The organism is Ardenticatenales bacterium, from assembly GCA_020634515.1.
Lineage (GTDB): Bacteria > Chloroflexota > Anaerolineae > Promineifilales > Promineifilaceae > JAGVTM01.
Genome location: JACKBL010000009.1, coordinates 204,145 through 229,268, shown reverse-complemented (window position 1 = coordinate 229,268; position 25,124 = coordinate 204,145). Strand labels below are relative to the sequence as shown.

Sequence of the window (25,124 nt, the reverse complement as noted above, 5' to 3'; positions counted from 1 at the left end):
TACAAGATATTGAGTGCTATCCAGGACTGGAAAGTTGGTTAGCGCAACGGCCGATACGAGAAGGTCGCCTGATTCGCCGCAATAGGAAACAGGTAAAGATGTATCGGCAAAAAGCACCAATTCTTGGGAGCGCGTGGGGGGAGGTTTGCCGGCATTGCACACAAGCCGCGCGTTTCGACAAAAAAATACAAGCCGCCTTACACTGACATCATAACCGCCCATTTACTACTTTCCTCATGGCGGCAATATGTGCTGGGCCGGTGCGGCAGCAGCCGCCGATGATGCGCGCGCCCGCCTGCTGCCATGTCTGGCTCAGGGTGGCAAATCTGGCAGCGTCATTTTCGCCAGACCAGCGCCGTGTTTCCGCATGATACGCTTCGCCCGAGTTAGGATACACGAGAATAGGTTTATCGCTGACGCGGCGCAGTTCGGCGATGAGGCTGGGGATGTAGCGGGGCGGGGTGCAGTTGACGCCGATGGCGGCCACGCGCTCCGTGTCCGCCAGCATTTGGGCGCAGGTGGACAGGGGCGTGCCGTCGCTGATGCGCCAGCCATCGCGGCAGCTAAAGCTGAACCACGCCCACGCCTCTGGCGTTTCTTGCAGCAGCCGCCGCAGCACGCGCGCCTCGGAGAAGGAAGGGATGGTCTCGCAGGCGAGCAGGTCCGCGCCGCTGGCGGCCAGCACCTGCCAGCGCCGCCGATGAAAGCGGTACAAGGCTTCCTCACTGATACCGTAGTCGCCGCGATATTCGGAGCCGTCGGCCAGGTATGCGCCGTAGGGGCCGATGCTGGCGGCGACGAGGGGACGCCAGCGATCCTCATGCGCGGCTTCGGCGCAAAAGGTGTCTCGCGCGTCCAGGGCCAGGTGTACGGCAAGGCGCAGCAGGTCTTCCGCCTGCGTCGGGGGGATGCCTTTGCGCGCAAATCCGGGGATGCTGGCCTGGTAGGTGGCGGTGATGATGCCGTCCGCGCCGGCACGCAGGTAGTCGAGGTGAAGTTGGCGGATGGCGGCGGGGTTTTCCAGCAACATGCGTGCCGACCAGAGGGGGTCGTTCAGGTCGCAGCCACGCGCTTCCAGTTCGGTGGCCAGGCCGCCGTCGAGGATGAAGGCGGGGGCGCGGTCCCAGAAGGGTTGCAGGGGATTGGGCATGGCGGGTTTCAGGAAAGGGGGAATAGGGAACTGTGGCGGGTGGGGAAGAGGCAGTTGAGGAGGACTTCGGTGCCGGCATCTCTCGCAAAACAATCCGCGCGCACATGATTCAACTCCGCCAGCGACCGATGCCCAAACAGCACATGCAAAAACGTCTGATCCGGGAAAAACGCCTGCCCATCCTCAAAGTTTTGGGGCGTATACGGCGCAATCTCCGTTATCTGGCCCCGCGCGAACGTCAACTTCAGGTGATGCCGGTAGAAATTGAGCTTCAACTCTCCTGTATGGTTTGTCAGCACACTCGCCGCCAATCGTCGCTCTAATGCCGGCACAACATGTCGCAAAAACGCCCCCACATCCGGCACGCGCAGATACCACGCATACGGTTTATCCTGCCGTTCCAGATTTCGCCCCAACGCCGTGTACATCGGGTGTTCATCCCCCAGGCGAAAGATCAGCGTGCGGACCGGCTTTTCCGCCGTTTCGTTGTGTTCGTCGGCCATCCCTTGCAGCACCTTGCCCACGTACAGTCCCAATTCGCGCCAGGAATGGCCGGGCATGACGGCGACCTCCTCAATGGACATGATGTGCTTCCACAGGAACAGGTTGAAATAACCAAACGGCTCGCCCGCGTCCGTCTCCACCAGCCAATACTGGCGGTGATGCACGGAGCCTTCGCTGTGTCCGGCCAGTTGATGCCGCCAGATCGCCTCATCCCGCACGCAGGCCAGGGGGCTGGCCGCCGCATGGACTTCATATAGCTGATGCAACAGGGGGATGTCGTCCGGCGTGGCGCGTCGCAGGCGGTATGCGCCTGCCGTTTCCGCGCTGCTGTTGCCACGGAAATGCCAGACGTAAAGGCGGGATCCGCCCAGGTTCAGGGTCATTTCGTAGCCGAAGAGACGGTAGTACCAGGGGATGCCGGTGATGGCCTGCACCAGTTCACCGCGCGCGGCGCTTTTGGCGTGGACGGCTTCCATTTGCCGGCGCACCAGGCCGCGGCGGCGGAATTCGGGCAGTGTGCCCACGAGTTCGGGCCGCCCCACGCCAAAGGGGATGCCTTCGTAGGTCCATACCTGGGAGATCAGGTTAAGGGAGGAAACGATTGTGCCGGCATTCTGGTCAACAACGACGGTAAAATCATCCGGCGACACGGTGGGATGCTGCCCGCTCATCAGGTCGCGGGTCCAGATCGCCAATCCTTCTTCTGGTTCGCCGGGGGTATCGGAATGAATATGCGCGTTAAAGGTGGCGATGGCTTCCGTATCCGCGGCGGTGGCCCAGCGCAGCAGCAGTCCATCCCCCAAATCGCGGGGCAATCCATATTTGTCAACAGTCATGTAACCCTCACGGTGCATTGAATCCTGATTGGTGACTATACAGGTCATCTGCCCAGATTGGACCAATTTGCTCTGGTTAAATCTTGTTAATGTCTACAAAATTGGTCCAATCTCTCGGAGACGTGAATAGTTACCCTGATTGAATGATGAGGCAAAGCGTACCGCGCAAGTTTATCAGATTAGGGCGTATTGTGCTTTATGCCGGCATTCCCCTCTCCTCCCACAAACAAAGAGGCGTCGCTGCCGGCAGATAGAGCGGATGACGGGGTTGACCGTGCCGCGTCAGGCCGAGGTGGTGGCGTGGGCGCGGCAACAGGGACAGCACCACCTCGTCCCGTTGTTGCCAGGTGCCATGATTCCCCCAGGCGGTGACGATAATGCCGGCATCCTCCGCCAACCGCCGCAGCCACGCATCATTCGCCCGCCCCACCGGGTCCGCCGCCCGGCGCAGTTCCGCAGGCCGCGTCGCCCGCCACCCAAACAAATTCGCCACCCACACCCCGCCATACCCCCAATCCCGCGCAAACCCCACACAGCGCCGCACCGTCGCATCATCTCGCCCTCCATCCGCCGTAGACGGATTCAGCCCCACGAACAACACCGACGCGCCCCCCTCATCCCACACCCGCCACAATCCATACCGATACCGCCCACACTCCGAAAAAACCGCCCCGCCATCATCCCTCATACCTCCCACCTCATACCTCATACCTCCCACCTCATACCTCCCACCTCATACCTCCCACCTCCCACCTCCCACCTCATACCTCCCACCTCCCACCTCATACCTCCCACCTCCCACCTCATACCTCCCACCTCATACCTCATACCTCATACCTCATACCTCTTTACCTCTCCCCCAAACCCCTCTATAATCCACCCTAAACCATCACCTCATCCTTCGTCATTCATCCTTCCGCTTTCCTATGCCTACACCACTGACCGACAAACACATCATCCTCGGCGTCACCGGCAGCATCGCCTGCTACAAAGCCGCCAGCCTGGCCAGCCGCCTCACGCAAGCGGGGGCCAAAGTGGACGTCATCCTCACCCACGCGGCCACCCAATTTGTTTCCCCCATCACCTTCCAATCCGTCACCGGTCGCCCCGCCTATACCGACGCCGACCTGTGGGGAGCGCAGGCGCACGTGCTGCACGTGGGGCTGGCGCGCACCGTGGACCTGATGGTTATTGCGCCAGCCACGGCCAACACGATGGCCAAGCTGGCCCATGGGCAGGCGGACAACCTGCTCATGCTCACGGCGTTGAGCGCGGGATTGGGGCCAGAGAGTCCGCCGCTGCTGATTGCCCCGGCCATGGATGGGGAAATGTACACGCATCCGGCCACGCAGGAAAATGTGCGCCTGCTGCGACAGTATGGGGCCTCCATCGTGGGGCCGGCGGAAGGGCGGCTGGCATCGGGCATGGTGGCGCGGGGGCGCATGGCGGAGCCGGAGGAACTGGCCGGCATGATTCGCCTGTTGTTGACGCGCAAAGGGCCACTGCGCGGGCGCCGCGTGGTGGTCACGGCGGGTGGCACGCGCGAGGCAATTGACCCGGTGCGCATGTTGACCAATCGCTCGTCCGGCAAACAGGGGGTGGCCCTGGTGCAGGCGGCGCTGGACGCGGGGGCGGACGTGACCCTGATCGCGCCGCCGCTGCTGATTCCCACGCCCACGGGTATCACGCGCATTGAGGCCAACTCGGCGCGGGAAATGCAAGCCGCCGTTCTGGAGACATGCCGGCAGGCGGATGTGCTGCTGATGGTGGCCGCCGTCTCTGATTTTCGCCCGGTGGTGGCCGCCGCGCAAAAAATCAAGAAGGAGGAGGGGATTCCGCCGATCCGGTTGGAGCGCAACCCAGACATTTTGCAGGCGGTGCATGAGCAAAAGCAGCAGCTTGGTCGTCCTTATGTGGTCGTCGGATTTGCCGCGGAGACGGAGAATTTGCTGCAAAATGCGCAGGGGAAGCTGGAGCGCAAGGGGCTGGACATGATTGTGGCGAATGATGTGTCCGCCAGCGATGCGGGATTCAGCGTGGACACGAATCGCGTGACGTTGATTGATGCCCGCGCCGGGCGGGAGCCGTTGCCGCTGCTGAGCAAGGAGGAGGTGGCGGAGCGCATTATCGCCCGCGTGATGGAGTTGCTGCCCGATTCCTTGCCTCCGGGGACGTAAACGCAGCCTGACCTCAATCGTATGTGCGGCCTTCGTGTACAAAGGCCACGATTTCTTCTTTGCTCATGTTGAGGGTTATGCCGGCAACGTCCAGAGGAAACTTCATCTCCTGCGACCACCCCCATCGAGAACATCTTCCTGGAAGCTGTTACCCAGGGCTATCATCTATGAACGAGCTTCCGGGAAGATTATTTCCAGGGGTGACTTCATCCCCTACGGCACATCCCCATCGAGAACATCTTCCCGGAAGCTGTTACCCAGGGCTATCATCTATGAACGAGCTTCCGGGAAGATTATTTCCAGGGGTGACTTCATCCCCTACGGCACATCCCCATCGAGAACATCTTCCCGGAAACTGTTACCCAGGGCTATCATCTATGAATGAGCTTCCGGGAAGATTATTTCCAGGGGGGACTTCATCCCCTACGGCACATCCCCATCGAGAACATCTTCCCGGAAGCTGTTACCCAGGGCTATCATCTATGAATGAGCTTCCGGGAAGATTATTTCCAGGGGTGACTTCATCCCCTACGGCACATCCCCATCGAGAACATCTTCCCGGAAGCTGTTACCCAGTCCCCATCCACCGGTGAGCCAGGCGGGAATGCCGGCATCCACCAAACGCCGAAAGATGCTTATAACTTCCTCAGAGGAGACCATGTTACTTCCTTCAGGGTTCGCGCAAAGCTGACTTTGGAAATCTGGTGAGCAAGAACCCTTCCAGCACATCCGTCAGTTTCCAGATGAAGTGATGCGCCGTTATGCGGAGAGGAAGCCGCCATCAACGGGAATCGCCGCGCCGTGGACGTAGCTGGCCAGGTCGCTGGCTAAGACCAGGGCGATGCGTGCCGCTTCGTCGGGTTGCCCCGCGCGCCCGATGGGCAACCGTTGCCGGAATTCAATTCCCGTCTTCAGGAGACCGAGTCGGAACTTGAGTATCTTTTTCGCTGCCGCGCGCGTACCGCTGGTGATGATGCCGCCCGGCAAAATGGCGTTTACGCGGAAGCCATGCCGGGCGTGTTCTTTCGCCAGAGCACGGGTGAGGGCAATCACGCCGGCTTTGCTGACGCTGTAGTGGGCCAGGTCGTCTTTGAAGGGAAGGATGGCTTCAATGGAACTGACGTTGATGATGATGCCGCCGCGCTTGAGGCGTCCTTGGATCATGTGCCGGCACATCCAGTAAACAGAATCCAGGTTTGTGTCCATGACGCGGCGGTAGAAGGCTTCGTCTACGTGGAGAAAGTGGCGGAAGGGGTAAATGCCGGCATTATTCACTAAAATATCCGGCTCATTTCCCGTCAGACTCGCCCAGAGGTTGTCCACTGCTCCCTTTTTGGACAAATCAACGACATAGTTGTTAATCCGGGTTCCCCAGACAGACACTTCCTCTTTAACCTTCGACAAGTCGTCCGCCCGGATATCAACGAGGGCCAGGTCCGCTCCCGCTTCCGCGAAACGGTAGGCAATGGCCTGGCCAATGCCGGCAGCAGCTCCCGTCACCAGGGCACGTTTCCCTTTAAGCGAGATCAACTGCGCCAAACCAGGTAAATTGTTCATCAGATTCTCCCATTCACGAGACGTCAGGTTTGCGGACGACCAGGTGCAGGCGGTCGGTGCTGTCGCGGTATTGGGGCAGTTCGCGCGTTTCGGCGGCGACTTGGACCACATTCTCGTAGGCAGCGGGAATGCCGGCAGCCAACTGCGCCAACATCAGCCCCATTCCTCCCACAAAACCCTCCGCTCCCGCATAACTGACCACCTCCAGCCCCGCCTCCCGCGCCTCACGTAACGCCGCCTCCGGCGTAGACCGGTAGCACTCCGTGAAATTCGCCAGGCTCCGCCCCGTAAACGCGCGCTCCCTCTCAGATAAGCGACAATCGCCACGCCCCCTGGCCGCAACAGGCGCATCAATTCACGCAAAACCTGCACCCGCTCCGCCACCAGGCCCCGGGAATCCAACGCCACGCGCGCGCGTTCTACCAGTTGCTGGGAAAAGTCGAAAAGCGTCACCCGATAACCCCGCCGGATCAGTTCAACGCAGTAACGCCCCAGACCGCGGCCAATGTTGCGGACCCGCCCCTCTCGCGGAAAGTATTCGTCAATCAGCCGCCGGGTGCTTACGAACTCGACCCGGCACATCGGCTTTGGATGGTCACCAGGGCTGCCTGCGGCTTGGGAATTAGCGAACAGCCAGATAATGGTGCTCGGTGAACCTGTTCCAGCCTTTCTTCGTCCTGGACTCAACGGCCCAATGGAAACCGTCGTCGGCGGAAGGCCAATAAGCCATTCTTGCTGTTCCTGCCGGCATTTCCGCTTCAAAACCGATCGCTTGTGGATGGATGTCGGTCACATCCGTCATCGTGCCCGTCGATTGCTTCTTGTCTGATGTGAATGACCAATAGCCAATCTCACCGTCAGATTGGACGCCGATGAGGGCAATCTCTTTGTAGGATTTGTCTGCGTATTGCCAATCGGCAGTCATCTGAATATACGCCCCATCAAGAACGCGCGCAAAAGTGCGCGTACATGTCACTCGGCCAAGAGCGGACTGAGCCTCCGCACGCCACACGCCCAAGAGCGGATAGAATTGACCTAGTTTGCCCCTACCCTTTTTCCATTGCATAGTATGAATACCTCTCTCAAACTGACGATGCAATTCCGTACTTTATTTGTGACTATACAGGTCATCTGCCCAGTAGAGATAAACGAACGTCCAGAATTTAGTTCGCCCCAAGATTGGTTCATTCTCGAAGAATGACTCTTCTGAAAAAAGGCCAAAAACCGGGTTTTTACACATGAACCACTCTGGTAATTTCCGCCGGACAATCGAAAAACCCGGTTTTTTCAGTGAATCTGATAAGGGGATGTGTTCTTGGCAATGACCAGGGACGGGGAGGCTCTTGCACCTTCCTGGAAGCTGGCGGCTCCCAGGAAGGTCGGGGGGGAGGCGGCTGCCTTATGCTTGCTCTTGTATCTCTTTGCGGCGCGCGTCCACAATTTGCTGCTGCAAATGGCCGGGGACACGCCCGTAGCGGAGGAACTTCATAGAGAAAATGCCGCGTCCTTGCGTCATGGAACGCAGGTCGGCGGCGTAGGTCTGCACTTCCGCCAGCGGGACTTCCGCTTTCACAATGCTCTTCGCGCCGACCTGGTCCATACCCAACACGCGGGCGCGGCGGGAGTTCAGGTCGCCCATGATGTCGCCCATGTTGTCGGCAGGCACGCTGACTTCTATCTCGTAGATGGGTTCCAACAGCACGGGGCCGGCGCCGAGCGCCGCTTTCTTGAAGCCTTCGCGCCCGGCGATCTGGAAGGCGATTTCCTTGGAGTCTACGGGGTGTTCCTTGCCATCGTAGACGATGGCTTTGATGCCCACAACGGGGTATCCGGCCAGGGGGCCTGATTCCAACGCCTGCCGGCATCCTTTCTCCGTAGCCGCCACAAAAGGAGCCGAAATCGCCCCGCCAAAAATCTCCGAAGCGAAATCAAATTCATCGTCGTCCGGCAAAGATTCCACGCGCAGGAAGACCCGCGCATACTGCCCCGCGCCGCCCGTCTGCTTCTTGTGCGTATATTCGGCACTGTTCGTCCCCGTAATCGTCTCGCGGTAGGGGATTTTGGGCACGCTCGTGGTCAGGTTCACGCCAAACTTGGACTGCATCTTCTTCACGGCAATGTCCAGGTGAGCCACGCCCATGCCGGAGAGGATCGTCTCGCGGGTGGCCCGCTCCGTGGCCCAATGCAGCGTGGGGTCTTCGGCAACGAGGCGGTTGAGCGAGGGGGAGAGTTTGGCGACGTCGGATTGGGCGACGGGGTGAATGGCCACGGAGGAGATGGAGTTGGGTTGGGCCACGGAGGGCATCACGAGGGCATCGGCGCGGGTGGAGAGGGTGTCGTTTGTGCCGGCATCTCCCAGCTTCACCACCATGCCAATATCCCCGCTATGCAGCTTCGGCACAGATATTTGCTCCTTGCCGCGCAGCACATTCAACGTCCCCACGCGCACTTCCGTGCCGGCATTCGAATGCCACACACGCGAATCCGACTCCAGCACCCCGCCGAACACGCGCAAATAACTCATCTTGCCATACGCATCCTCGCGCGTCTTGAAGACAAACGCCGCCAGCGGCGACTTATCGCTCACCGCATACGTCGCTTCCGAGTCATCCGCGCGCGTAGCCATAAATGAGCGGTCATTCTCATCCGGCGACGGCATCAACTGCACCAACAAATCCACCAATGACTTCACGCCCACCCCTTCCTGCGGCGCGGCAAAACAAACGGGGACCATCATTCCTTGCGCCATGGCCCCCTTGATGCCCCGGATCATTTCCTCATCCGTCAGCTCCTCACCCTCCAGATACTTCTCAATCAGCGCATCATCCCCTTCCGCCGCCGCTTCCACCAGCAGCATACGCGCTTCCTCGGCGGCATCCACCATATCCGCGGGAATGTCTGCTTCTTTGCCGGCAATAAACGCCTTCATCCGCAGCACATCCACCACGCCGCGGAACCCCTGCCCCTCGCCTACGGGAAGCTGCAAATTGACAAAATTCGCGTCCAGATTCTCGTTCAGACTCGCCATGACGCGATCCACGCGCACGTTTTCCCGGTCCATCTTATTGATCAAGATGATGCGCGGCAGTTCATGATCGGCCGCATTCTTAAACACGAGTTCCGTGCCCACTTCCACGCCGGCCACCGCCTCCACCAGAATCAGCACCCCGTCAACCACGCGTAGGGCGCTATTCACCTCACCCACAAAATCCGCGAATCCGGGCGTATCCAGAAAATTCAGCTTCACGCCATCCCATTCGATGGGCGCAATTGCGGTCGCAATGGAACTGTTGCGGGCCACTTCCTCCTCTTCAAAGTCCATCGCCGCCGTGCCATTCTGCACGCTGCCCATACGGGTGGTCACGCCTGTGTCAAAAAGCAGACGCTCTACCAGGGTGGTCTTGCCGGCACCATTATGCGAAACCAGGGCAATGTTGCGAATCTGTCCAGTCTGATACTCTTTCATTTGATTGAAACCCTCGTTCTTGGAAATGTGGGCTGGCGCGAATAAGACCCACGAACTGTACCCGAAACGCGGGGCGCCAGTTACTCTATCTTTACCCACGCCTTCGTCTTACCAGACACCGCGCGTTTGCGGACGGTGGCCCCAAAATGCATCGTACCCGAACGCGGACCCGTCTGTCCACGGCTGGTTATTACTTGTGGTAACTACAAACTGTGGGGCATGACTTGGGGGGATTTCTGCCTTGCCAGCCAGGATTTTGGGGCTGCGGCTACCGTTAAGAATGTCTCGAAAAAAACGGTTCGTGAATCGTTATGTTGCCCAAACCCCGCACGGGATTTTAGACGAAAGGGGGCGAGTTGTCAAAGCGGGAAACCGGGCGGCGGGTGCGCAAAAGTTGTGTAAACAGGCGAAAACGCGCAAAATAAGCGTCCATGGCGATCTGGACCATCTTCTGGGTCGCCCGACGATGGTCAACTGACGACAACAACCCTACGGAGCGCGGCGGCATAGCATGAAACACCCTCGCCTGATCTTTCTAGGCATTCTCCTCCTCCTCATCCTCTATCCGGGCAGCCTGAATCCCTACGACTTCACGGGGGAGGAGAGCGTGGCGGCGCAGGCGCGCGGCATGGTGCAGTGGCTGAACAGCGCCCTGCGCCCGCAGCCAGACCTGGCCCCGACGGCGGAACTAACATTTGCCGCCCCCTCCCCTTTCGGCGTCAACACCTTTCTGGAGCAGGAAGTCCTGCCGGACGTGCGCGCGCAAAGCCTGCGCCTCATTCACGAGGCCGGCTTCCAGTTCATCCGCCAGGAGTTCCCCTGGGAAGACATCGAAATCCACGGCAAAGGGGATTTCCTGGACCGCCGCAATCTGGAGGCGGTGGGCGAAGTGAACGCCTGGGCCAAATATGACCACATCGTGGACCTGGCGCGGCAAAACGATGTGGAGATCATCGCCCGCCTCAGCAACCCGCCCGCGTGGTCCCGCGCCGCCGGGGATGAGGCGGGCGCACACGCCCCACCGGACAATTACGACGACTTTGGCGACTTCGTAGCCGCCGTCGTCAGCCGCTATCAGGGGCGCATCACCTATTTCCAGTTGTGGAATGAGCCGAACATCTACCCCGAATGGGGCACGCAAATTCCCGATCCGGTGGCGTTTACGGATTTGCTGTGTACGGGGTATCGCCGCGCGAAGGCGGCCAATCCACAAGCTATCCTTCTCGCACCGGCGCTTTCGCCGACGATTGCGTATGATGCCCGCGACCGCAACGACTTGATCTTTTTGCAGCGCATGTATCTGGCGGGGGCGGGGGCGTGCTTCGACATCATGTCCGCGCAGGGGTATGGGTTGTTCTCGGGGCCGACGGACCGGCGGCTACGACCAACGGTGATTAACTTCCCGCACCATCTGTTTTTGCGTGACTTGATGGTGCGGTTTGGGGATGCCGGCAAACCGTTGTGGATCAGCGAAGTGGGATGGAATACGGTCCCTGAGGGGCTGCCGCGGCCGTATGGGCAGGTGACGCCAGCGCAGCAGGCGGCGTACACGGTGCAGGCGTTCCAGCGGGCGCAGGCGGAGTGGCCGTGGGTGGGGGAGATGAATGTGTGGTTTTTTAAGCGGCCAACGGACCAGGAACGGGGGGAGGCGTGGTACTATTTTCGTTTGCTGGAGCCGGATTTTGAGGAAATGCCGGCATTCACCGCCCTCTCCACCTACATGAACAACCCCACCACCCACCAGATCACCCCCCGTTCCCCCTTCTGGTACACCTGGAACCGCATCCGCCCCACCCTGGCGGCCATCGTCGGCGGCCTCTTCTTCTTCCTCCTCCTGCGTGCGCTAGAGGTAGGCGGGATGAGGGGTGAGAGGTGAGGCGGGGTTCTCGCGCGACGGAGCAGGGGGGACATTGTTTGGGGGACGGTCAGGCGGTGTGCGGACGGCATCTTGCCGCGTTGCTGGCGTGCTACCGCGCCAGAGGATAAACTGGCGCGAATGAAACGCCTGGCTCCCCTGCTCCTGATACTGCTGCTGGCAACGGGACTCCGCTTCCATCGTCTGGCGGCGCAATCGTTCTGGAATGATGAAGGGAACAGCGCCCGCCTTAGTGAACGGTCGCCGCGGCTGATTGTGGAGGGGACGGCCGGCGATATTCATCCGCCATTGTATTATTTGCTGCTGCGGGGGTGGCGGGCGTTGGCCGGGGATTCGGAATTTGGCCTACGCGCGTTGTCGGCGTATGCCGGCATTCTCCTCATCCCCCTCACCAGCGCCGTCGCCCACGCCCTCTTTCCCCGCCGCCCGCGCCTGCCCTGGCTCGCCGGCCTCCTCGCCGCCCTCAGCCCACCCCTCATCTACTACAGCCAGGAAGCCCGCATGTACGAGCTTTTGGCTTGTGCCGGCATCGGCAGCACCTGGCTCCTGCTCCACCTGGACCGCCGCTGGCCCCGTCGTAGACGCGACGCCGCGCGCGCCATCCCCTACATCCTCAGCCTGGCCGCCGGGCTGTACACCCACTACTTCTTCCCCATTATCCTCCCCCTGCACGCCGTTTGGCTGCTGGCGCGGCGTGGCTGGCGACGCCTGTGGACCTGGGGCCTGATGGCGGCGGCGGCCCTCCTCCTCTACCTGCCCTGGGTTCCCATCTTCCTGCGCCAACTGGGCACGCGCCCGCGCAGCGACGTGACCGTGGGGCAGTTCACGGCTACGGCGGGGCGTTGGCTGGCGTTTGGCCCCACCGTGGCCGCGCCCGACGTGCGCCTCCTCCTGCTTGCTGTGGTCGGTTTGCTGCTGGGGGGATTGTTGTCAATGCCGGCACAACGCCAAAAGAAGGCAGCCGGCCTGACCATGACCCTGGGGGGCGTTATCCTGCCCGTCGCCTTCATGATGGTCACCGGAGCCAGCCGCCCCGCGTTCTATAAGTTCCTGGTGCTGGCGGCCCCGTTTTTCGCCCTCTGGCTGGCACTGGGGATAGACGTGGGCTGGTCGCTCTGGCCGCGCGCGGATTGGTCACGGGGAGTCAGCCGCGCGCTCGTGCTCGTGTTCGTGGGCATGTGCGCCTGGGGCGTGGGGGGGGCACTGCTGCATCTGTATGGCGATCCCGCCTATGCGCGTGCGGATTATCGGGGGATGGCGGCGCAAATTGGGCGAGGGGGGGAGGAAAATGCCGGCATCATCCTCGACGCCCCCAACCAATGGGAAGTGTTCACCTACTATTACAAAGGACCGGCCCCCGTTTACCCCATCCCTCGCGGCGCGCCCGACGCGGCGGCCATTGACGCCGAACTGAGCCAGATCGCCGCCCGCCATACACGCCTGTACGCCCTCTTCTGGGGCGAAGCGGAACGAGACCCGCAGCGGCTAGTAGAGCGGTGGCTGGACAGCCACGCCTTCAAAGCGACGGATGAATGGGTCGGGGATGTGCGTTTTGTGGTTTACGCCGTGCCCACGGCGGCGGCAACGCACATAGAAACACCCACCAACCTCCTCTTTGGCCCGCAAATTCGCCTGGAAGGATACACCCTCGCCGGGGACACCCCCGCGCCCGGGGACATCGTGCAAGTGACCCTCTTCTGGCAAGCCCTGACCCCCGTGGAAAAGCGATACAAGGTCTTTCTGCACCTCGTGGGACCAGATGGCCTCATCGCGCAACGGGACAGCGAACCCGGCGGCGGTCTCGCCCTCACCACCACCTGGGTTCCCGGCGAAACCGTAGTGGACAACCTGGGGCTGCTCGTCCCCCCCGCCACGCCCCCCGGCGACTACACCCTCCTCCTCGGCCTCTACGACCTCACCGACCCCACCGCCCGCCTCCCCCTCACCTACAACGGCCAACCCACCGACGCCCTCCCCCTACCCACCATCCATGTACGCTAAAGACTGACGATGAAATAAAGTACGGAATTGCATTGTCAGTTTGCAGGAACGGTAAGGAGACAACTTCGTTGTCTTGTTTAATCTCCATCCCTAAACGGATGCGCCCCAAGTGACCGTCTAAGAAACGGACCATACAATGACCTTGCCTCGTCTCTGTTGAGTGGGATTGAGTGCCGGCATTTCCCCACGATAGCCGACCACCTGCACCGGAGAGAGCGTACCGTTCAGGCGGCGGAATCAGCATCCGACCGACCAAGAGTGTAACCTGCCCGGCAATTCTGACCAGCAACCCCACCGGCAGAATTATCTGGCCGCGTCCTCATGCAGATGCGGCGCAGCCACGGCCGGGACAGGTTAACGCAGAGTGAAACGCCTTGGCCTAGTACCTCAACAATGTGATTTTGAGGAGTTCGCATCCTCAGATGCGAACAGGCGGCATCTGAGGATGCCGCACTCCTCACCCCTCATTTTTAGGTTGTCGAGGTACTAGACGGGTGCGAGCGTGCCCGTCCAGATCAACCAACACAGAACGGATTTGGCCGAAAGGCTCAGAATGATATAGGCGCGTTCGCCAAACAGGTAATCTTTCCAGGGACCCACTTTTTTGTATTGCAGAACCATGTTGATGGCGAAAATGTTGAAGAACACAAACAGTGTCGGCACAATGGCATACACAAAATCCGGTGGCTTGGCATCGCCGGAGTTGACGGCCCCGACAAAATACAACATGATGACAACCCACGGTACAAATCCTGCAATACAGCCGTAAATAAAAGCCGTCCAGTTGACCTTTTGGGTATGTTGGTTATGTAGCTCCATCATAATCCCAAACAGGTTCATGGTCGCGTTGAGTGCGAAGATCAGGATGATAGCCCCCAGATCCCATAGCCCAATCAGCATACCGATCAGCACAATCATTAGCGAAGAACTGAGCGCATATTCGTAAAACCGGACCGGATTCATGCCTTTCTTTAAGTTTTCCACATAGCGCCCATAGCCAATGGTCGCCAGATAGAAATGGGCTACGGCCGAGATAAGCAAAAACATCGCGACTGCTGGGCCAAAAGGCAATTTGTACAGCAACTGTGAATTGGGCAACAAAGAGAAGGTGGCCGGATCGAAGTTCAGGTAATTGGTGTAGATGGGATAAGTCGTATCGTTGCTCACCAGGATCATGAATACGCCCTGGACTAGATGCAAGAACCCCATGATGAGATTGAAGCGTTTGAGTCTAGCAAACTTCTGGTTCATGACTGTTGACGTTTCTGTCATTTCATTCTCTCCTTTGTTGTAACTCTTAACGCTCGCTCGAGATTAGACCAATTTCATTCGAGAAAATTGGTCCAATCTGGCTTGGCAGTTGCCCTATGTAAGCGATGATTCTTGTAAGCGCCTGACGCGGCGCTCACCTTGACCCATCTCGACAGGGCGATATCCAGTGCGGGCGGTGTTCGGAGGCTGACGCCGCCGAACAAACCGCAAATACGGGGTAAAATCCCCAAAACTCGTCCAATACACCATGTTTTGCGAGATACCCCCCGGATGGGGGTACTTACCTGTAAATCATACGGCATAAGGTAAGAAATGAGTAACAATTCAGCCTCTGGGGTATATCCTAGATATCTTCCCGGACCCGGTCCGTCCTCTTTGTGTTTCAACCCACCGTGGCCTGGATGTCGGTCAGGTGGGTTTTTTCGTGCAGGCCAATCAGCTTCACAATTTCGTAAATACTCATCACCCTGCCGGAGCCGTGGCGGCCCTGTTTTTCCCAATCGTCGGCGGAAAGCGAGTCCACGAAGGTGAGTAAGTCCCGGCGGTTGGCTTCCATGTCGGCCAGCAGGTGGGCGGGGGTCTTTTCCTGCTGCTTGCGCACCTGGGAGGCGTTCCAGCGGTTCAGGTCAAATTCGGCGGAAGCCCCTTCGCCGCCACGACGAATGTTCTCCATGAGCAAGGTCATGCTCTTTTCCGAGACGGAAACGTGGCGCAACAGGTCCAGCACCGTCCACCGGTCGCCATCGGCGTAGACCTGCGTCTGCCACGCCGCTTCGTCCAACGATTGCAGCAGTTCAAACAGGGCGTGGCGCGTACTCGCCAGTCGCTCCAGCACGATCTCTTTCTTTGGATGCGTCATCTTTGCCTCTCTATGCTCCTTGATTTTGCGCCAGCCATCTCTCAATGGACTGGCGATGTTCCTCATAATGCCACCAGGTGTTTCCCCCTACCAACAGCCAAAGAGGACGCCCCTGCCGCCAGGGGAACCGTTCCGCCTCCATCAGGTCCGCGTCGGGCGTGTCCAGCACCATCCGGCGCGACTGCTCATAAGCGTCGGCGAAGGCGGCTAACACATCGTCCAGGGCGCGGTCTTTGTTCTCCCGAAAGAAAGCGGCGTTCATCTGGTCCACTTCAGCATCCGTTTGCAGCGTGTGCGGCGTTTCCCCGCGCCAGGCGGCGGTGATGCCCTGGTGCATAAACATTTCCCAGGAAACGATATGCGCCAGAATGTCCTTCACAGACCAATCCGCTTCCACGCCGGGCAGAAGCATTTGCGCGGGCGTGAGCGCGGCCAGCGCCGCCTCCAACCGCGCCCGCTCTTGCGCCATGCGGTGCAACATCTCTGCTTTGCTCATCTTCGTGATTTGTTCGCTCATTGCTGCTTCTCCATGCCAATTTGTCGGCCATTAGCCTCGACACTGAACCAACTCGGCGGCAATTCCTGTTTTGCAAAGGCTCGTGTAGGGGCAGGACAGGCGGGACATCACCTGGATAGTGACCGCCGCCCTATCTCCCGCCTGTCTTGCCGCCCTGCGTCGCAATCAGGCGAGATGGTGCGGGAAAAAGGCCGCCCGCCGGGAAAGGCGGAATCCACGCCATCCTGCCACCCTACGCCAATGGGGTTCCGAATTGAGAATTGCCGCCAACTCAGGGTTGCATATCGAACGTGAGGCCATTGGCGTTGGCGTCTACGCGCACGTGGGCGGCTTTGCCGCCGCTGCCGCGCAGAAGGAAGTCGGCCAGCGGTTCGCGCAAGTGGCGGGCGATGATGCGCCGCAGCGGACGCGCGCCGAATTCCGGCTGGTCATTTTGGGCCAGCAACCACGCCTTCGCGGCGGGGGTCAAATTGAGTTGCAGCCCTTGCTGGCTCGCCAGTTGAAACTCCTTTTTTAGCATCAGATCAAGGATAAGGGCCAACTGCACCTGGTTAAGCTGGTGGAAGATGATCACGTCGTCGAGGCGGTTGAGGAATTCGGGGCGGAAGAAGTGGCGCACTTCCCGCATCACCTGCTCCCGTTCTCGTTCGCCAATGACGGGCACGAGCAGGTGTTCGGAGCCGAGGTTGCTGGTCATGATGATCACGGCTTCGCTGAAGCTGGCGATGCGGCCTTGATTGTCGGTGAGGCGGCCTTCGTCCATCACTTGCAGCAGCACGTCAAAGACGCGCTGGTGCGCCTTCTCCACTTCGTCAAAGAGGACGACTGTGTAGGGGCGTTCGCGCACGAAGTTGGTGAGTTGGCCGCCGCCTTCGAAGCCGATGTAACCGGGGGGCGCGCCGATGAGGCGGTTGACGCTGGCCTCTTCCTGGTATTCGCTCATGTCCAGGGTGAGCATGGCTTCTTCGCTGCCAAACATGAATTCCGCCAGGGCTTTGGCCAGTTCGGATTTGCCGACGCCGCTGGGGCCGAGGAAGAGGAAGGAGCCGATGGGGCGTTTGGGGCTACGCAGGCCAACGCGGGCGGTTTTGACGGCGCGGCTGATGGCCATGACGGCTTCTTCCTGGCCGATGATGCGCTCGCCCAGGTGCTGGACGATGTTGGCGTAGCGGCTGGATTCGTCTTCGCTCAGCTTGTTGAGGGGGATTTTGCTGATGAGGCTGGCAGCCACTTTCACATCATCGCTGTCTACGCGACCATCGGCGGGGACTTCGTAGAGGGTTTCCATGTGTTCGGCGGTGACCATTTTGACCAGGGCGCAGGCACGTTCGAGGAGTTGAATGGCGGAAGAGGGGAGCACGCCCCCTTTCAGGTATTGGTCGGCGAGGGATACGGCGGTGTCACGGGCATCCGCCGTCATAATCAGCCCATAATCCTCCTCCAGGCGCGGTCCACGCAGCAACAGAATCTGGCCCGCCTCTTCGCGTGACGCCGGCGGCACATCCAGGCGGTGCATACGCTCCCGCACCAGCGCCTCCTGCGTCAGCAAATCATACTCAGCCACCGTTGCCGTACCGATGATCACCTGTTCGCCCTGCAAAATTGCCTTGTGCAAATCGCGGTTGACTTGCTCTGGAAACCGGGCGCGCAGGCGATTGGCGAAGAAACGCTCAATGCCCGGCACGAGCAAGATGCCGCCGCTGGCCCGGCGCAAACCCGCCCGCAGCGCCGCCAGCGGGTTCTCCAACAGCGCCGCCTCGTTAATCTGCACCACCGAGCGCAAATTATCCGGCCCCTTGCCTTCGGCGAGCAGTTGCGCCAGCGAGTATACCAACGTGCGCTTACCCGCGCCTTCCGCGCCCACGAGGATAACGTGCCGCTTCTGGCTAAGGGCCAACAGCGTCAACAGGTCGCGTAGCAGCTTCTCGCGGGAGAACAGTGGCTCCGCTTCTCCCTGCTTTGCCTGCTCCAAAAAATCCGTGATCAGCGGGGCGCTGTCCTGCACAACGTTATCCAAAAGAGCCAGCACGGCCGGCTGCGTGATGCCCAGCCGCTGCAGCGCGCCATAGGTCGTCACCTTGACGTCCGTCATGGCGGCCAGCGCGTGTCCGCTGTTCACCTTCAACTCGTCCCGCGCCTGGGCAATGCTCAGCCCCTCGTCCAGCACGACGAGCATTTCTTCGGAAAGGGGCACTTGCTTGCCAAAATCATCGGTGAAATCGAAGCGGGCATCGCGGCCAGGCGTGTAGCGGGCCATGACATCGGCGCGCTGCACCAGTTCGTCAAACTTGAAGCCGGCTTTCTGGGCCAGCTCTTGCAGGATGCGATAGGCGGCGGCGTCGCGGTCGCTCATGAAGGTGTGCAGCAAAAGCTGCGGCGTGAGCAAGTCAACGCCGTAGTTTTGCCGCTGCGCGGCGGCGCTCGTCATCAGGCGGGCCAGTTCGGGCGTGGGGATATTGGGATTAAGTGTACTCATATTTTCAATTCAGGCGGCAGGCGCTTTATCATGCGCCGCGCCACGGATGGTCGGCATGTGGGGCGTGCCAGGGCGACGTGCGTTTGCGAATATGGTACATCGGCTGGCGAGGATATGCCAAGTAATGGGGGTTGGTAGTTGATAGTTGGTGGTTGACTGTGGAAATGACTGGGTTTCGCCAAATGATCAGGAGCCGGTTTTGTTTGTGAGGGATGGGGCGGTGGGGCGCGGTTGTGCTGATGGTCTATTGTTGGATACAATGAAATACATGCCGCCGGGTGCGCGTCTGCCTGGGACGAATGCGCTGCCACATGGTATGCTATTGTGCTGGATGAAAATGTCTGAGTCTGATTTCTCCCTTTTGCCGGTAGGACAGCCCGCGCCGCGGTTTGCGCGGCCTTCGGTGCAGGGACCGGTGGTGGAATTGGCGGCTTATCGGGAGCGGCGGTCGGTGCTGCTCTGGTTTTCGCGTGGCTTTCAGTGTGCGTTTTGCCGGCATCATATGCACAAATTCGCCACCCATATTGATACCCTCCTGGTCCATAACGTCGAACTGATCCAGATCACCTCCAACCTCCTCGCCAGCGCCCGCCTTTACCTCCGGGACGAGCCGCCCCCATTTCCATATGTATTGGAAAGTCCGAAGTTAATTCCGCGCGAACCCGTAGGACTGACGATGAAAAAAGTACGGAATTGCATCGTCAGTTTGGAGGAACGGTAAGGAAACAACTTCGTTATCTTATTCAATTTCCGTTCCTTAGCAGTTACAAGCAGGGAGCGTCCGGCACGAGACAGTCGTAGGCGCGCTGGACGCCATTCCCGCCCCACAAACGATATTGGAACTATTATGAAACTCAACGAACGACTCGCCTACCTGGGCGAGATACTCATTAACCTGGCCGCGTCGCCCATTCCCTCGCATCAGTTTCAGGCGTTGGCCGACCAGGCCGGCACGGTTATTCCTTGCGGCTTCCTGGCCGTCTGCTTGCTCAATCCTGACGAAAGAAGCTACCAGGTGCATACGCTTTTAGGCGACCTGGGGAACTTGATTTCCCCCCGCTCGTTTGCCCTGAACGAAGGGATCGCCGGCCTGACGATGCGCACGGGGCGCACCACGCTCTGCGACGATATCAGCCAACATCCACACAACTGCCCCGACCTGGAAGGGAACGCCTTGCGCCTGAATTTGCGTTCCATGCTGGTTGTGCCCCTGCGCCAGGGGGAGCGCGTGCTGGGGGCGCTCTATTTCGCGGCGCAACCTCCGGTTGTGTACGATCTGGATGATTTGCAGATTGGCACGTTGTTGGCGGCGGGCCTTTCCACGGCGCTGGAAAGCGCCCATCTGTACCAATCGGTGGCGGATGAACGCAGCGTGTTGGCGGCCGTGCTGGGGAGCAGCAAGGATGCCGTTATCGTCGTAGGCGCGGAGGGAATTGTCTTGCTGGCGAATCCGGCGATGGGGGAGGCGCTGCGACAGGAGACGCAAGCGATGATAGGCCACCCCGCCGCAACCGTGGTCACACAGCCACAGCTACGCGAGCTGCTGGTGGCGCCGGGTGAGGAGACAACGGCGGAGATCGAACTACTAGATGGGCGCGTGGCCCAGGCCAGCCTGATCGACGTAACGACCCCATTGGGCGAAAAGGTGGGGCGGGCGGCGATTTTGCGCGACATCACGTTGCTAAAAGAGTTGGAGCGGATGAAGAGCGAGTTTGTGCAGGCAGTGTCGCACGATCTAAAAAATCCCATTTCCAGCATCATTCTGGCGACCGAATTGCTGACGAAGTCGGGCGAGCTGAATGCGCAGCAGCAGGATTTGAGTCGGCGGATTCTGGATACGTCCTACTTCATGGATGCACTGGTGAGCGATTTGCTGGATTTGGGGCAGATTGAGGCGCGCCTGGGGTTGAAGATTGCGCCGCTGGACCTGGCGGGGTTGGCACGGGCGGTGATGGCCGATCTGTATCCGCGGGCGATGGCGAAACATATTGAGTTGACGCTGGAGGCGGCGGACAGGGTGAACGTGTCAGGGGATAGCCAACGGCTGCGGCAGGTGTTGATGAACTTGATTGAGAATGCGATCAAGTATACGCCGGCGGGCGGGGCGGTGACGGTGACGATTGAGACGAATGGGGCGGTGGTGGTGACGCAGGTGCGGGATAATGGGATTGGCATTCCGGCGACGAGCCAGCCACATGTGTTTGAGAAGTTTTATCGGGTGCGGAGTGAGGCAACTGCCGGCATCAGCGGCACGGGATTGGGGTTAGCCATCGCCAGAAGCATCATAGACGCGCACCGGGGACGCATCTGGCTGGAAAGTAGTGAAGGCAAAGGGAGTACCTTTGCCTTCAGTCTGCCGGCGTAAAAACCGGGTTTTTTGAAAAAACCCGGTTTTTGTTGTTTTTCACGCCGTCACTTTCTCTTGATGCTGGCGCACGAGTTCGCGCTTGAGGACCTTGAGCGCCGCGCTCTTAGGCAGTTCGTCGCGGAACTCCACCATGCGCGGGTATTTGTAAGCGGCGAGCTGGCCTTTGCTCCACTCAACAATTTCCTGCTCAGTGGTGGCGTCGCCCTCGTTCTTGACAATCCAGGCTTTCACGGTTTCGCCGCGTCGGGGGTCTTTAATGCCGGCAACCGCCACTTCCTTCACGGCGGGATGATTCATCAACACCTCCTCCACCTCGCGTGGATAGATGTTGTAGCCGCCGGCAATAATCATGTCCTTCTTGCGGTCTTCAATGTAGAAGTAGCCATCGTCATCCATGCGGGCAATGTCGCCCGTGAACAACCAGCCATCTCGCAGTGTGTTTTCCGTCTCCGTGGGCATCTGCCAATACCCCTGCATCACGCTGGGGCTTTTGATCACCAGTTCGCCCACCTCGTTGGGACCCAACACCTTCTCACCATCTTCGGGATCGACGATGCGGGCATCCACGTTGGGCAAGGGCACGCCGATGGAACCGGCGCGCACGTCTCCTTGCAGCGGGTTTACGTGGGTGGCGACCAGCGCCTCCGAGAGGCCAAATGCTTCCACTAAGGTCGCGCCCGTCAACTGCTCGAACTTCTCTTTGGTGTCCATCAGCAGCGGGGCGGCGCCGGAAAGGCAAACGCGAATGGAACTGATGTCGTATTTGCCGGCAGCCACGTCTGGATTATTGTTGATCGCCACGTACATTGCCGGCACGCCGGGGAACAGCGTGGCGCGATACTTCTGGACACTGCCGAGAACGTCTTCCTGCTCGCGCGGGTTGGGGATAAGGACCATGGCCCCCGCCAGAGCAATGGTCAGGTGCATCCCGCCGATCATGCCATAGACATGGAACAGGGGCAGCGCCAGCAAGGTCACTTCCTGGCCAGGCTTGACCAGGTTGTTGATCCACGCTTTGGCCATGTAGACGTTGGCCACCACGTTACCATGCGTGCCCACGGCTCCTTTGGAAAGGCCGGTTGTGCCGCCGGTGTATTGCAGCAAGGCAATGTCGTTTGCGTTGACTTTGACAGTGGGTTTGGGGGCGCGCCGGCCCGCGGCCAGAAAGTCCGGCAGGGTCATGTCGCCCGGTTCCAGAGCGACGCGATCCCCTTCTTTTTTCTCTTTGGCCAGGGTGTAGAGGAGTCTGAGATGGACCGGCAAATACTCCTTGATGTTGCTGACAATAATCCGCTTCACCTGGGTGTGCCCCGCCTTCTGCACCTGTTTCAGCAGCGGATAGAAACGGCTGAGGACGAATACCGTCTCCGCACCGCAGTCCGCCAGTTGATGCGTCAGTTCCCGCTCCGTGTACAACGGATTGGTGGCAATGACGATGCCCCCCGCCTTCAACGTGCCAAAATAGGCGATGAGGAATTGCGGGCTGTTGGGCATGTAAACGACGGCGCGGTCTCCCTTTTTGAACCCGTTGGCGACCAGCGCGGCGGCGGCGGCGTCCGTCAACTGGTCAAACTGACGATAGTTGATCCGGGTCCCCTTGAAGATCATAGCCGGTTTGTCGGGGTGGTTTTGCGCGGCCTGGGTCAAAAAATCCTGGATGGTGTGGTCGGGGATGTCCAGGTGCTGTGGAACACCCGGATCGTACTGCTTCAACCAGGGTTTTTCAGTACTCGGTGGGATCATGTGTCCTCCTACGATAGGGGCGATCAGTGGTTGGTGAACAATGATGGGACTCTGCGTACCAACCACATCACAAATGTTGTTCGGGGCTTAGGCTTGGACTAAAGTATGGGCGTGCCGCACATGACGCGAACGCTCTTGATCCGGAAGGGTGTACGCAGGCTTGCAAATAGAGAGATGCGCAACACCAAAAGTATATGGAAGTTACGCCGGCCTGAAAACCTGCTAACAACAGTATAACCTTGCGCAACTATTTATGCAACGATCTTATGACAAACTGCGTCATGTCGCGCATCACCCGTAATAAATGGCGGCAAGCGAGGAGTAAATGCGTATTTTATGGATGAAGGATGGGTTCTGCTCGTACTGCGGGGAGCGTTTTGTGGACCAGCAATGGCCGCGACGGTGTGGGAATTGCGACAATCTGACTTTCCGCAATCCGATTCCGGTGGTGGTGGTGCTGCTGCCGGCATTTTCCGGACTGGTGGTGGTGCGGCGGGGGGTGATGCCCCATGCCGGCAAACTCGCCCTCCCCGGCGGCTACATAGAATGGGGTGAAACCTGGCAACAAGCCGCCGCGCGCGAACTGGCCGAAGAGACGCGCATCACGCTTGATCCGGACGCGATCCAACCCTTCCAGGTCCACAGCGCCCCCGACGGCACGCTCCTGATCTTTGGCCTGGCCGCTCCCTGGCGCGGTCCCCTGCCCCCCTTCACGCCCACGCCCGAATCCCCGGAACGCCTGATCATGATGGCGCCCACGGAGCTGGCGTTCCCCTTGCACACACAGGTCATGCGCGCCTACTTTGCAGGAATGCCGGCATCCCCCTCACCCTGAGCCTGACTAGATTGGTTCATTCTTGGAGAATGAACCAATCTAAAAACTAGCGCACTTGGTCGCCCGCCTGGAGCGTCGCGGCGACGAAGGCCAGCGTGTCCGCAAAATGGTCCACCGAGTCGTCGTCTGGCCAGGCCAAGGCCCAGGCAATGAGCGCGTGCCAGCGGGTTTCCAGGTGCGCCCGCGCCCAATCCGCGGCGGCCGTTTTGGAGACAACCTGCCCGTGCCGCATGGTGTACAAGGCGCGGCACATGGTCAGCACAGCGTAGGATTGGTATTCGGTGGTGCGCAGCAAGGCGGGGTCGTCCAGTTTGGCCCGCCACCAGGTATCCAGAATTCCCCAGGCAGCCTGGCGCAGCGATTCTGCCGGCACGGGATCAATCAACGTTCGTGGCGACGGCCCCGCCAGGGCAAGGCCATGCTGGCGCAGAATGTGGCGCTGGATGATCCAGTCGCTGCCATGTTCGTCTACATCGAAACTGCCATCCATGCGCAGCGCGGGGAAGTGGCTGTGGGCGGGATCGTGGCGGCGCAGCGCCGCGCGGGGGATGTAAGAGCCTTCCATTTTTGCCGCCCACTTTCCGCCATTGACGCGCAGACGTTGGTGCATGGCCGCCAATGCCGGCAGCACCTCCTCCGGCAACGCCCCTTTTGTCACCACCACGAAATCCACGTCGCTGCGCCCCGGCGCGAAATCGCCACTCGCCAGCGACCCATGCACATACAACCCCACAAACTCCGCCGCCAACACGGCCCGGACCTCATCCAGCAGCATTTGCAGCAGCGCATTTATCTCCAAATATGGCGTCAGGTCCGCGTGAAGATTCGACATAATCCTCCAGGAACACAACGAGAAAAGATATACATCGGGCAATCTTTCCGGGAACTGATAGCACGATGATCACAGTCGCCATTGCTTGACCTATCCCGCCCCATCAGGATATGGAACAAATCCCCCCACCCCCACATCGAACGCCACCTCATGGCGTCCCCCCGCCATCTGTCAGCGATGCAATAGCATCACTTTGCCTTCCATGTTTGCACCCAACAAGCAGCAATTATGCTCTGGCTCACCTCGTTGGGTTTTTCAACAGAACCTCGTCAATCTAGTCGAGGTCGGCGACGCCGCGACGGAATTCGTCAGCTTTATCATGCGCAGCGGCCCCACAAAACCAGGCGAAATGTTATTTGTCAGCGGTTGAGGAACGCCGTTCCTCGGAGGAGCGGCGTCCCTGGCCGGAAACTAAAAGTAGTTGGCTATTTATAAGTTAACCCAGACGGTTTTCACCTGCGCGTACAGTTCCAGGGCATCCTTGCCCATTTCGCGGCCAAAGCCACTTTCCTTGTAGCCGCCGAAGGGGGCGGCGGCGTCGAAGAGGCCGTAGTTGTTGACCCACACCGTGCCCGCCTGGACCGCCTGCGCATAACGGTGCGCTTTGCTCACGTCCTGCATCCACACGCTACCCGACGGCTCCGAACGCATTTTG

The 25,124-nt window shown here is 59.8% G+C and carries 20 protein-coding genes; 6 read left to right on the top strand and 14 right to left on the bottom strand.

What is annotated here, in order from left to right:
- Positions 1 to 208 precede the first annotated feature (208 nt).
- From mmuM to H6650_21165, 3 genes are all read right to left on the bottom strand, one after another.
- Positions 209 to 1,150 (bottom strand): homocysteine S-methyltransferase, encoded by a 942-nt coding sequence (mmuM, locus tag H6650_21175; GenBank protein ID MCB8954524.1) that lies wholly within the window; start codon positions 1,148 to 1,150, stop codon positions 209 to 211.
- A gap of 8 nt (positions 1,151 to 1,158) precedes the next feature.
- Entirely contained in the window at positions 1,159 to 2,490 is a 1,332-nt protein-coding gene (locus tag H6650_21170; GenBank protein ID MCB8954523.1) for a GNAT family N-acetyltransferase, read from the bottom strand.
- Positions 2,491 to 2,686: 196 nt separating this feature from the next.
- A complete protein-coding gene (locus tag H6650_21165) occupies positions 2,687 to 3,178 on the bottom strand; it encodes a DUF1643 domain-containing protein (protein MCB8954522.1) in 492 nt (163 codons plus the stop codon).
- A 238-nt stretch (positions 3,179 to 3,416) separates the two neighbouring features.
- On the opposite strand from H6650_21165, the gene coaBC reads away from it, so the two are divergent.
- Positions 3,417 to 4,667: a bifunctional phosphopantothenoylcysteine decarboxylase/phosphopantothenate--cysteine ligase CoaBC gene (coaBC, locus tag H6650_21160; GenBank protein MCB8954521.1), complete on the top strand. Its 1,251-nt coding sequence runs from the start codon at positions 3,417 to 3,419 to the stop codon at positions 4,665 to 4,667.
- A gap of 759 nt (positions 4,668 to 5,426) precedes the next feature.
- On the opposite strand, the gene H6650_21155 is transcribed toward coaBC, so the two are convergent.
- The 4 genes from H6650_21155 to H6650_21140 form a co-directional block, all read right to left on the bottom strand.
- Positions 5,427 to 6,224, bottom strand: a complete 798-nt coding sequence (locus H6650_21155) for an SDR family oxidoreductase (protein ID MCB8954520.1) — start codon at positions 6,222 to 6,224, stop codon at positions 5,427 to 5,429.
- 13 nt (positions 6,225 to 6,237) lie between these two features.
- Complete coding sequence (locus H6650_21150) at positions 6,238 to 6,426, bottom strand: hypothetical protein (protein ID MCB8954519.1); 189 nt, start codon at positions 6,424 to 6,426, stop codon at positions 6,238 to 6,240.
- 420 nt (positions 6,427 to 6,846) lie between these two features.
- Positions 6,847 to 7,290, bottom strand: a complete 444-nt coding sequence (locus tag H6650_21145) for a hypothetical protein (GenBank protein MCB8954518.1) — start codon at positions 7,288 to 7,290, stop codon at positions 6,847 to 6,849.
- A 333-nt stretch (positions 7,291 to 7,623) separates the two neighbouring features.
- A complete protein-coding gene (locus H6650_21140; protein ID MCB8954517.1) occupies positions 7,624 to 9,690 on the bottom strand; it encodes an elongation factor G in 2,067 nt (688 codons plus the stop codon).
- Positions 9,691 to 10,201: 511 nt separating this feature from the next.
- Between H6650_21140 and H6650_21135 the strand changes: the two genes are divergently transcribed.
- Together H6650_21135 and H6650_21130 are read left to right on the top strand one after the other, a co-directional pair.
- Positions 10,202 to 11,566: a cellulase family glycosylhydrolase gene (locus H6650_21135; protein MCB8954516.1), complete on the top strand. Its 1,365-nt coding sequence runs from the start codon at positions 10,202 to 10,204 to the stop codon at positions 11,564 to 11,566.
- A 120-nt stretch (positions 11,567 to 11,686) separates the two neighbouring features.
- Positions 11,687 to 13,567: a glycosyltransferase family 39 protein gene (locus tag H6650_21130; GenBank protein ID MCB8954515.1), complete on the top strand. Its 1,881-nt coding sequence runs from the start codon at positions 11,687 to 11,689 to the stop codon at positions 13,565 to 13,567.
- Between the two features lie 486 nt (positions 13,568 to 14,053).
- On the opposite strand, the gene heR is transcribed toward H6650_21130, so the two are convergent.
- The 4 genes from heR to H6650_21110 form a co-directional block, all read right to left on the bottom strand.
- On the bottom strand, positions 14,054 to 14,818 hold the full coding sequence (heR, locus tag H6650_21125; GenBank protein MCB8954514.1) for a heliorhodopsin HeR: 765 nt from the start codon (positions 14,816 to 14,818) through the stop codon (positions 14,054 to 14,056).
- Positions 14,819 to 15,221: 403 nt separating this feature from the next.
- Complete coding sequence (locus H6650_21120) at positions 15,222 to 15,698, bottom strand: DinB family protein (protein MCB8954513.1); 477 nt, start codon at positions 15,696 to 15,698, stop codon at positions 15,222 to 15,224.
- Between the two features lie 10 nt (positions 15,699 to 15,708).
- Positions 15,709 to 16,215 carry a ClbS/DfsB family four-helix bundle protein gene (locus H6650_21115; protein MCB8954512.1) on the bottom strand — a complete coding sequence of 169 codons (507 nt, stop codon included), beginning with the start codon at positions 16,213 to 16,215 and terminating at the stop codon, positions 15,709 to 15,711.
- A gap of 271 nt (positions 16,216 to 16,486) precedes the next feature.
- On the bottom strand, positions 16,487 to 18,691 hold the full coding sequence (locus H6650_21110) for an ATP-dependent Clp protease ATP-binding subunit (GenBank protein ID MCB8954511.1): 2,205 nt from the start codon (positions 18,689 to 18,691) through the stop codon (positions 16,487 to 16,489).
- A gap of 337 nt (positions 18,692 to 19,028) precedes the next feature.
- Here H6650_21110 and H6650_21105 point away from each other — a divergent pair, with 337 nt between their 5' ends.
- Both H6650_21105 and H6650_21100 read left to right on the top strand, forming a co-directional pair.
- On the top strand, positions 19,029 to 19,412 hold the full coding sequence (locus tag H6650_21105) for a redoxin domain-containing protein (GenBank protein ID MCB8954510.1): 384 nt from the start codon (positions 19,029 to 19,031) through the stop codon (positions 19,410 to 19,412).
- A 126-nt stretch (positions 19,413 to 19,538) separates the two neighbouring features.
- Complete coding sequence (locus tag H6650_21100) at positions 19,539 to 21,056, top strand: GAF domain-containing protein (GenBank protein MCB8954509.1); 1,518 nt, start codon at positions 19,539 to 19,541, stop codon at positions 21,054 to 21,056.
- A gap of 39 nt (positions 21,057 to 21,095) precedes the next feature.
- Here H6650_21100 and H6650_21095 read toward each other — a convergent pair whose 3' ends face one another.
- A complete protein-coding gene (locus tag H6650_21095; protein ID MCB8954508.1) occupies positions 21,096 to 22,802 on the bottom strand; it encodes a long-chain fatty acid--CoA ligase in 1,707 nt (568 codons plus the stop codon).
- Positions 22,803 to 23,142: 340 nt separating this feature from the next.
- Between H6650_21095 and H6650_21090 the strand changes: the two genes are divergently transcribed.
- A complete protein-coding gene (locus tag H6650_21090) occupies positions 23,143 to 23,637 on the top strand; it encodes an NUDIX domain-containing protein (protein MCB8954507.1) in 495 nt (164 codons plus the stop codon).
- 46 nt (positions 23,638 to 23,683) lie between these two features.
- Here H6650_21090 and H6650_21085 read toward each other — a convergent pair whose 3' ends face one another.
- The gene (locus H6650_21085; protein ID MCB8954506.1) at positions 23,684 to 24,469 is read right to left on the bottom strand and encodes a DUF4111 domain-containing protein; all 786 of its coding nucleotides are present in this window, start codon (positions 24,467 to 24,469) and stop codon (positions 23,684 to 23,686) included.
- Between the two features lie 429 nt (positions 24,470 to 24,898).
- Entirely contained in the window at positions 24,899 to 25,120 is a 222-nt protein-coding gene (locus tag H6650_21080) for an aldehyde dehydrogenase family protein (protein MCB8954505.1), read from the bottom strand.
- Between the last annotated feature and the right edge of the window lie 4 nt (positions 25,121 to 25,124).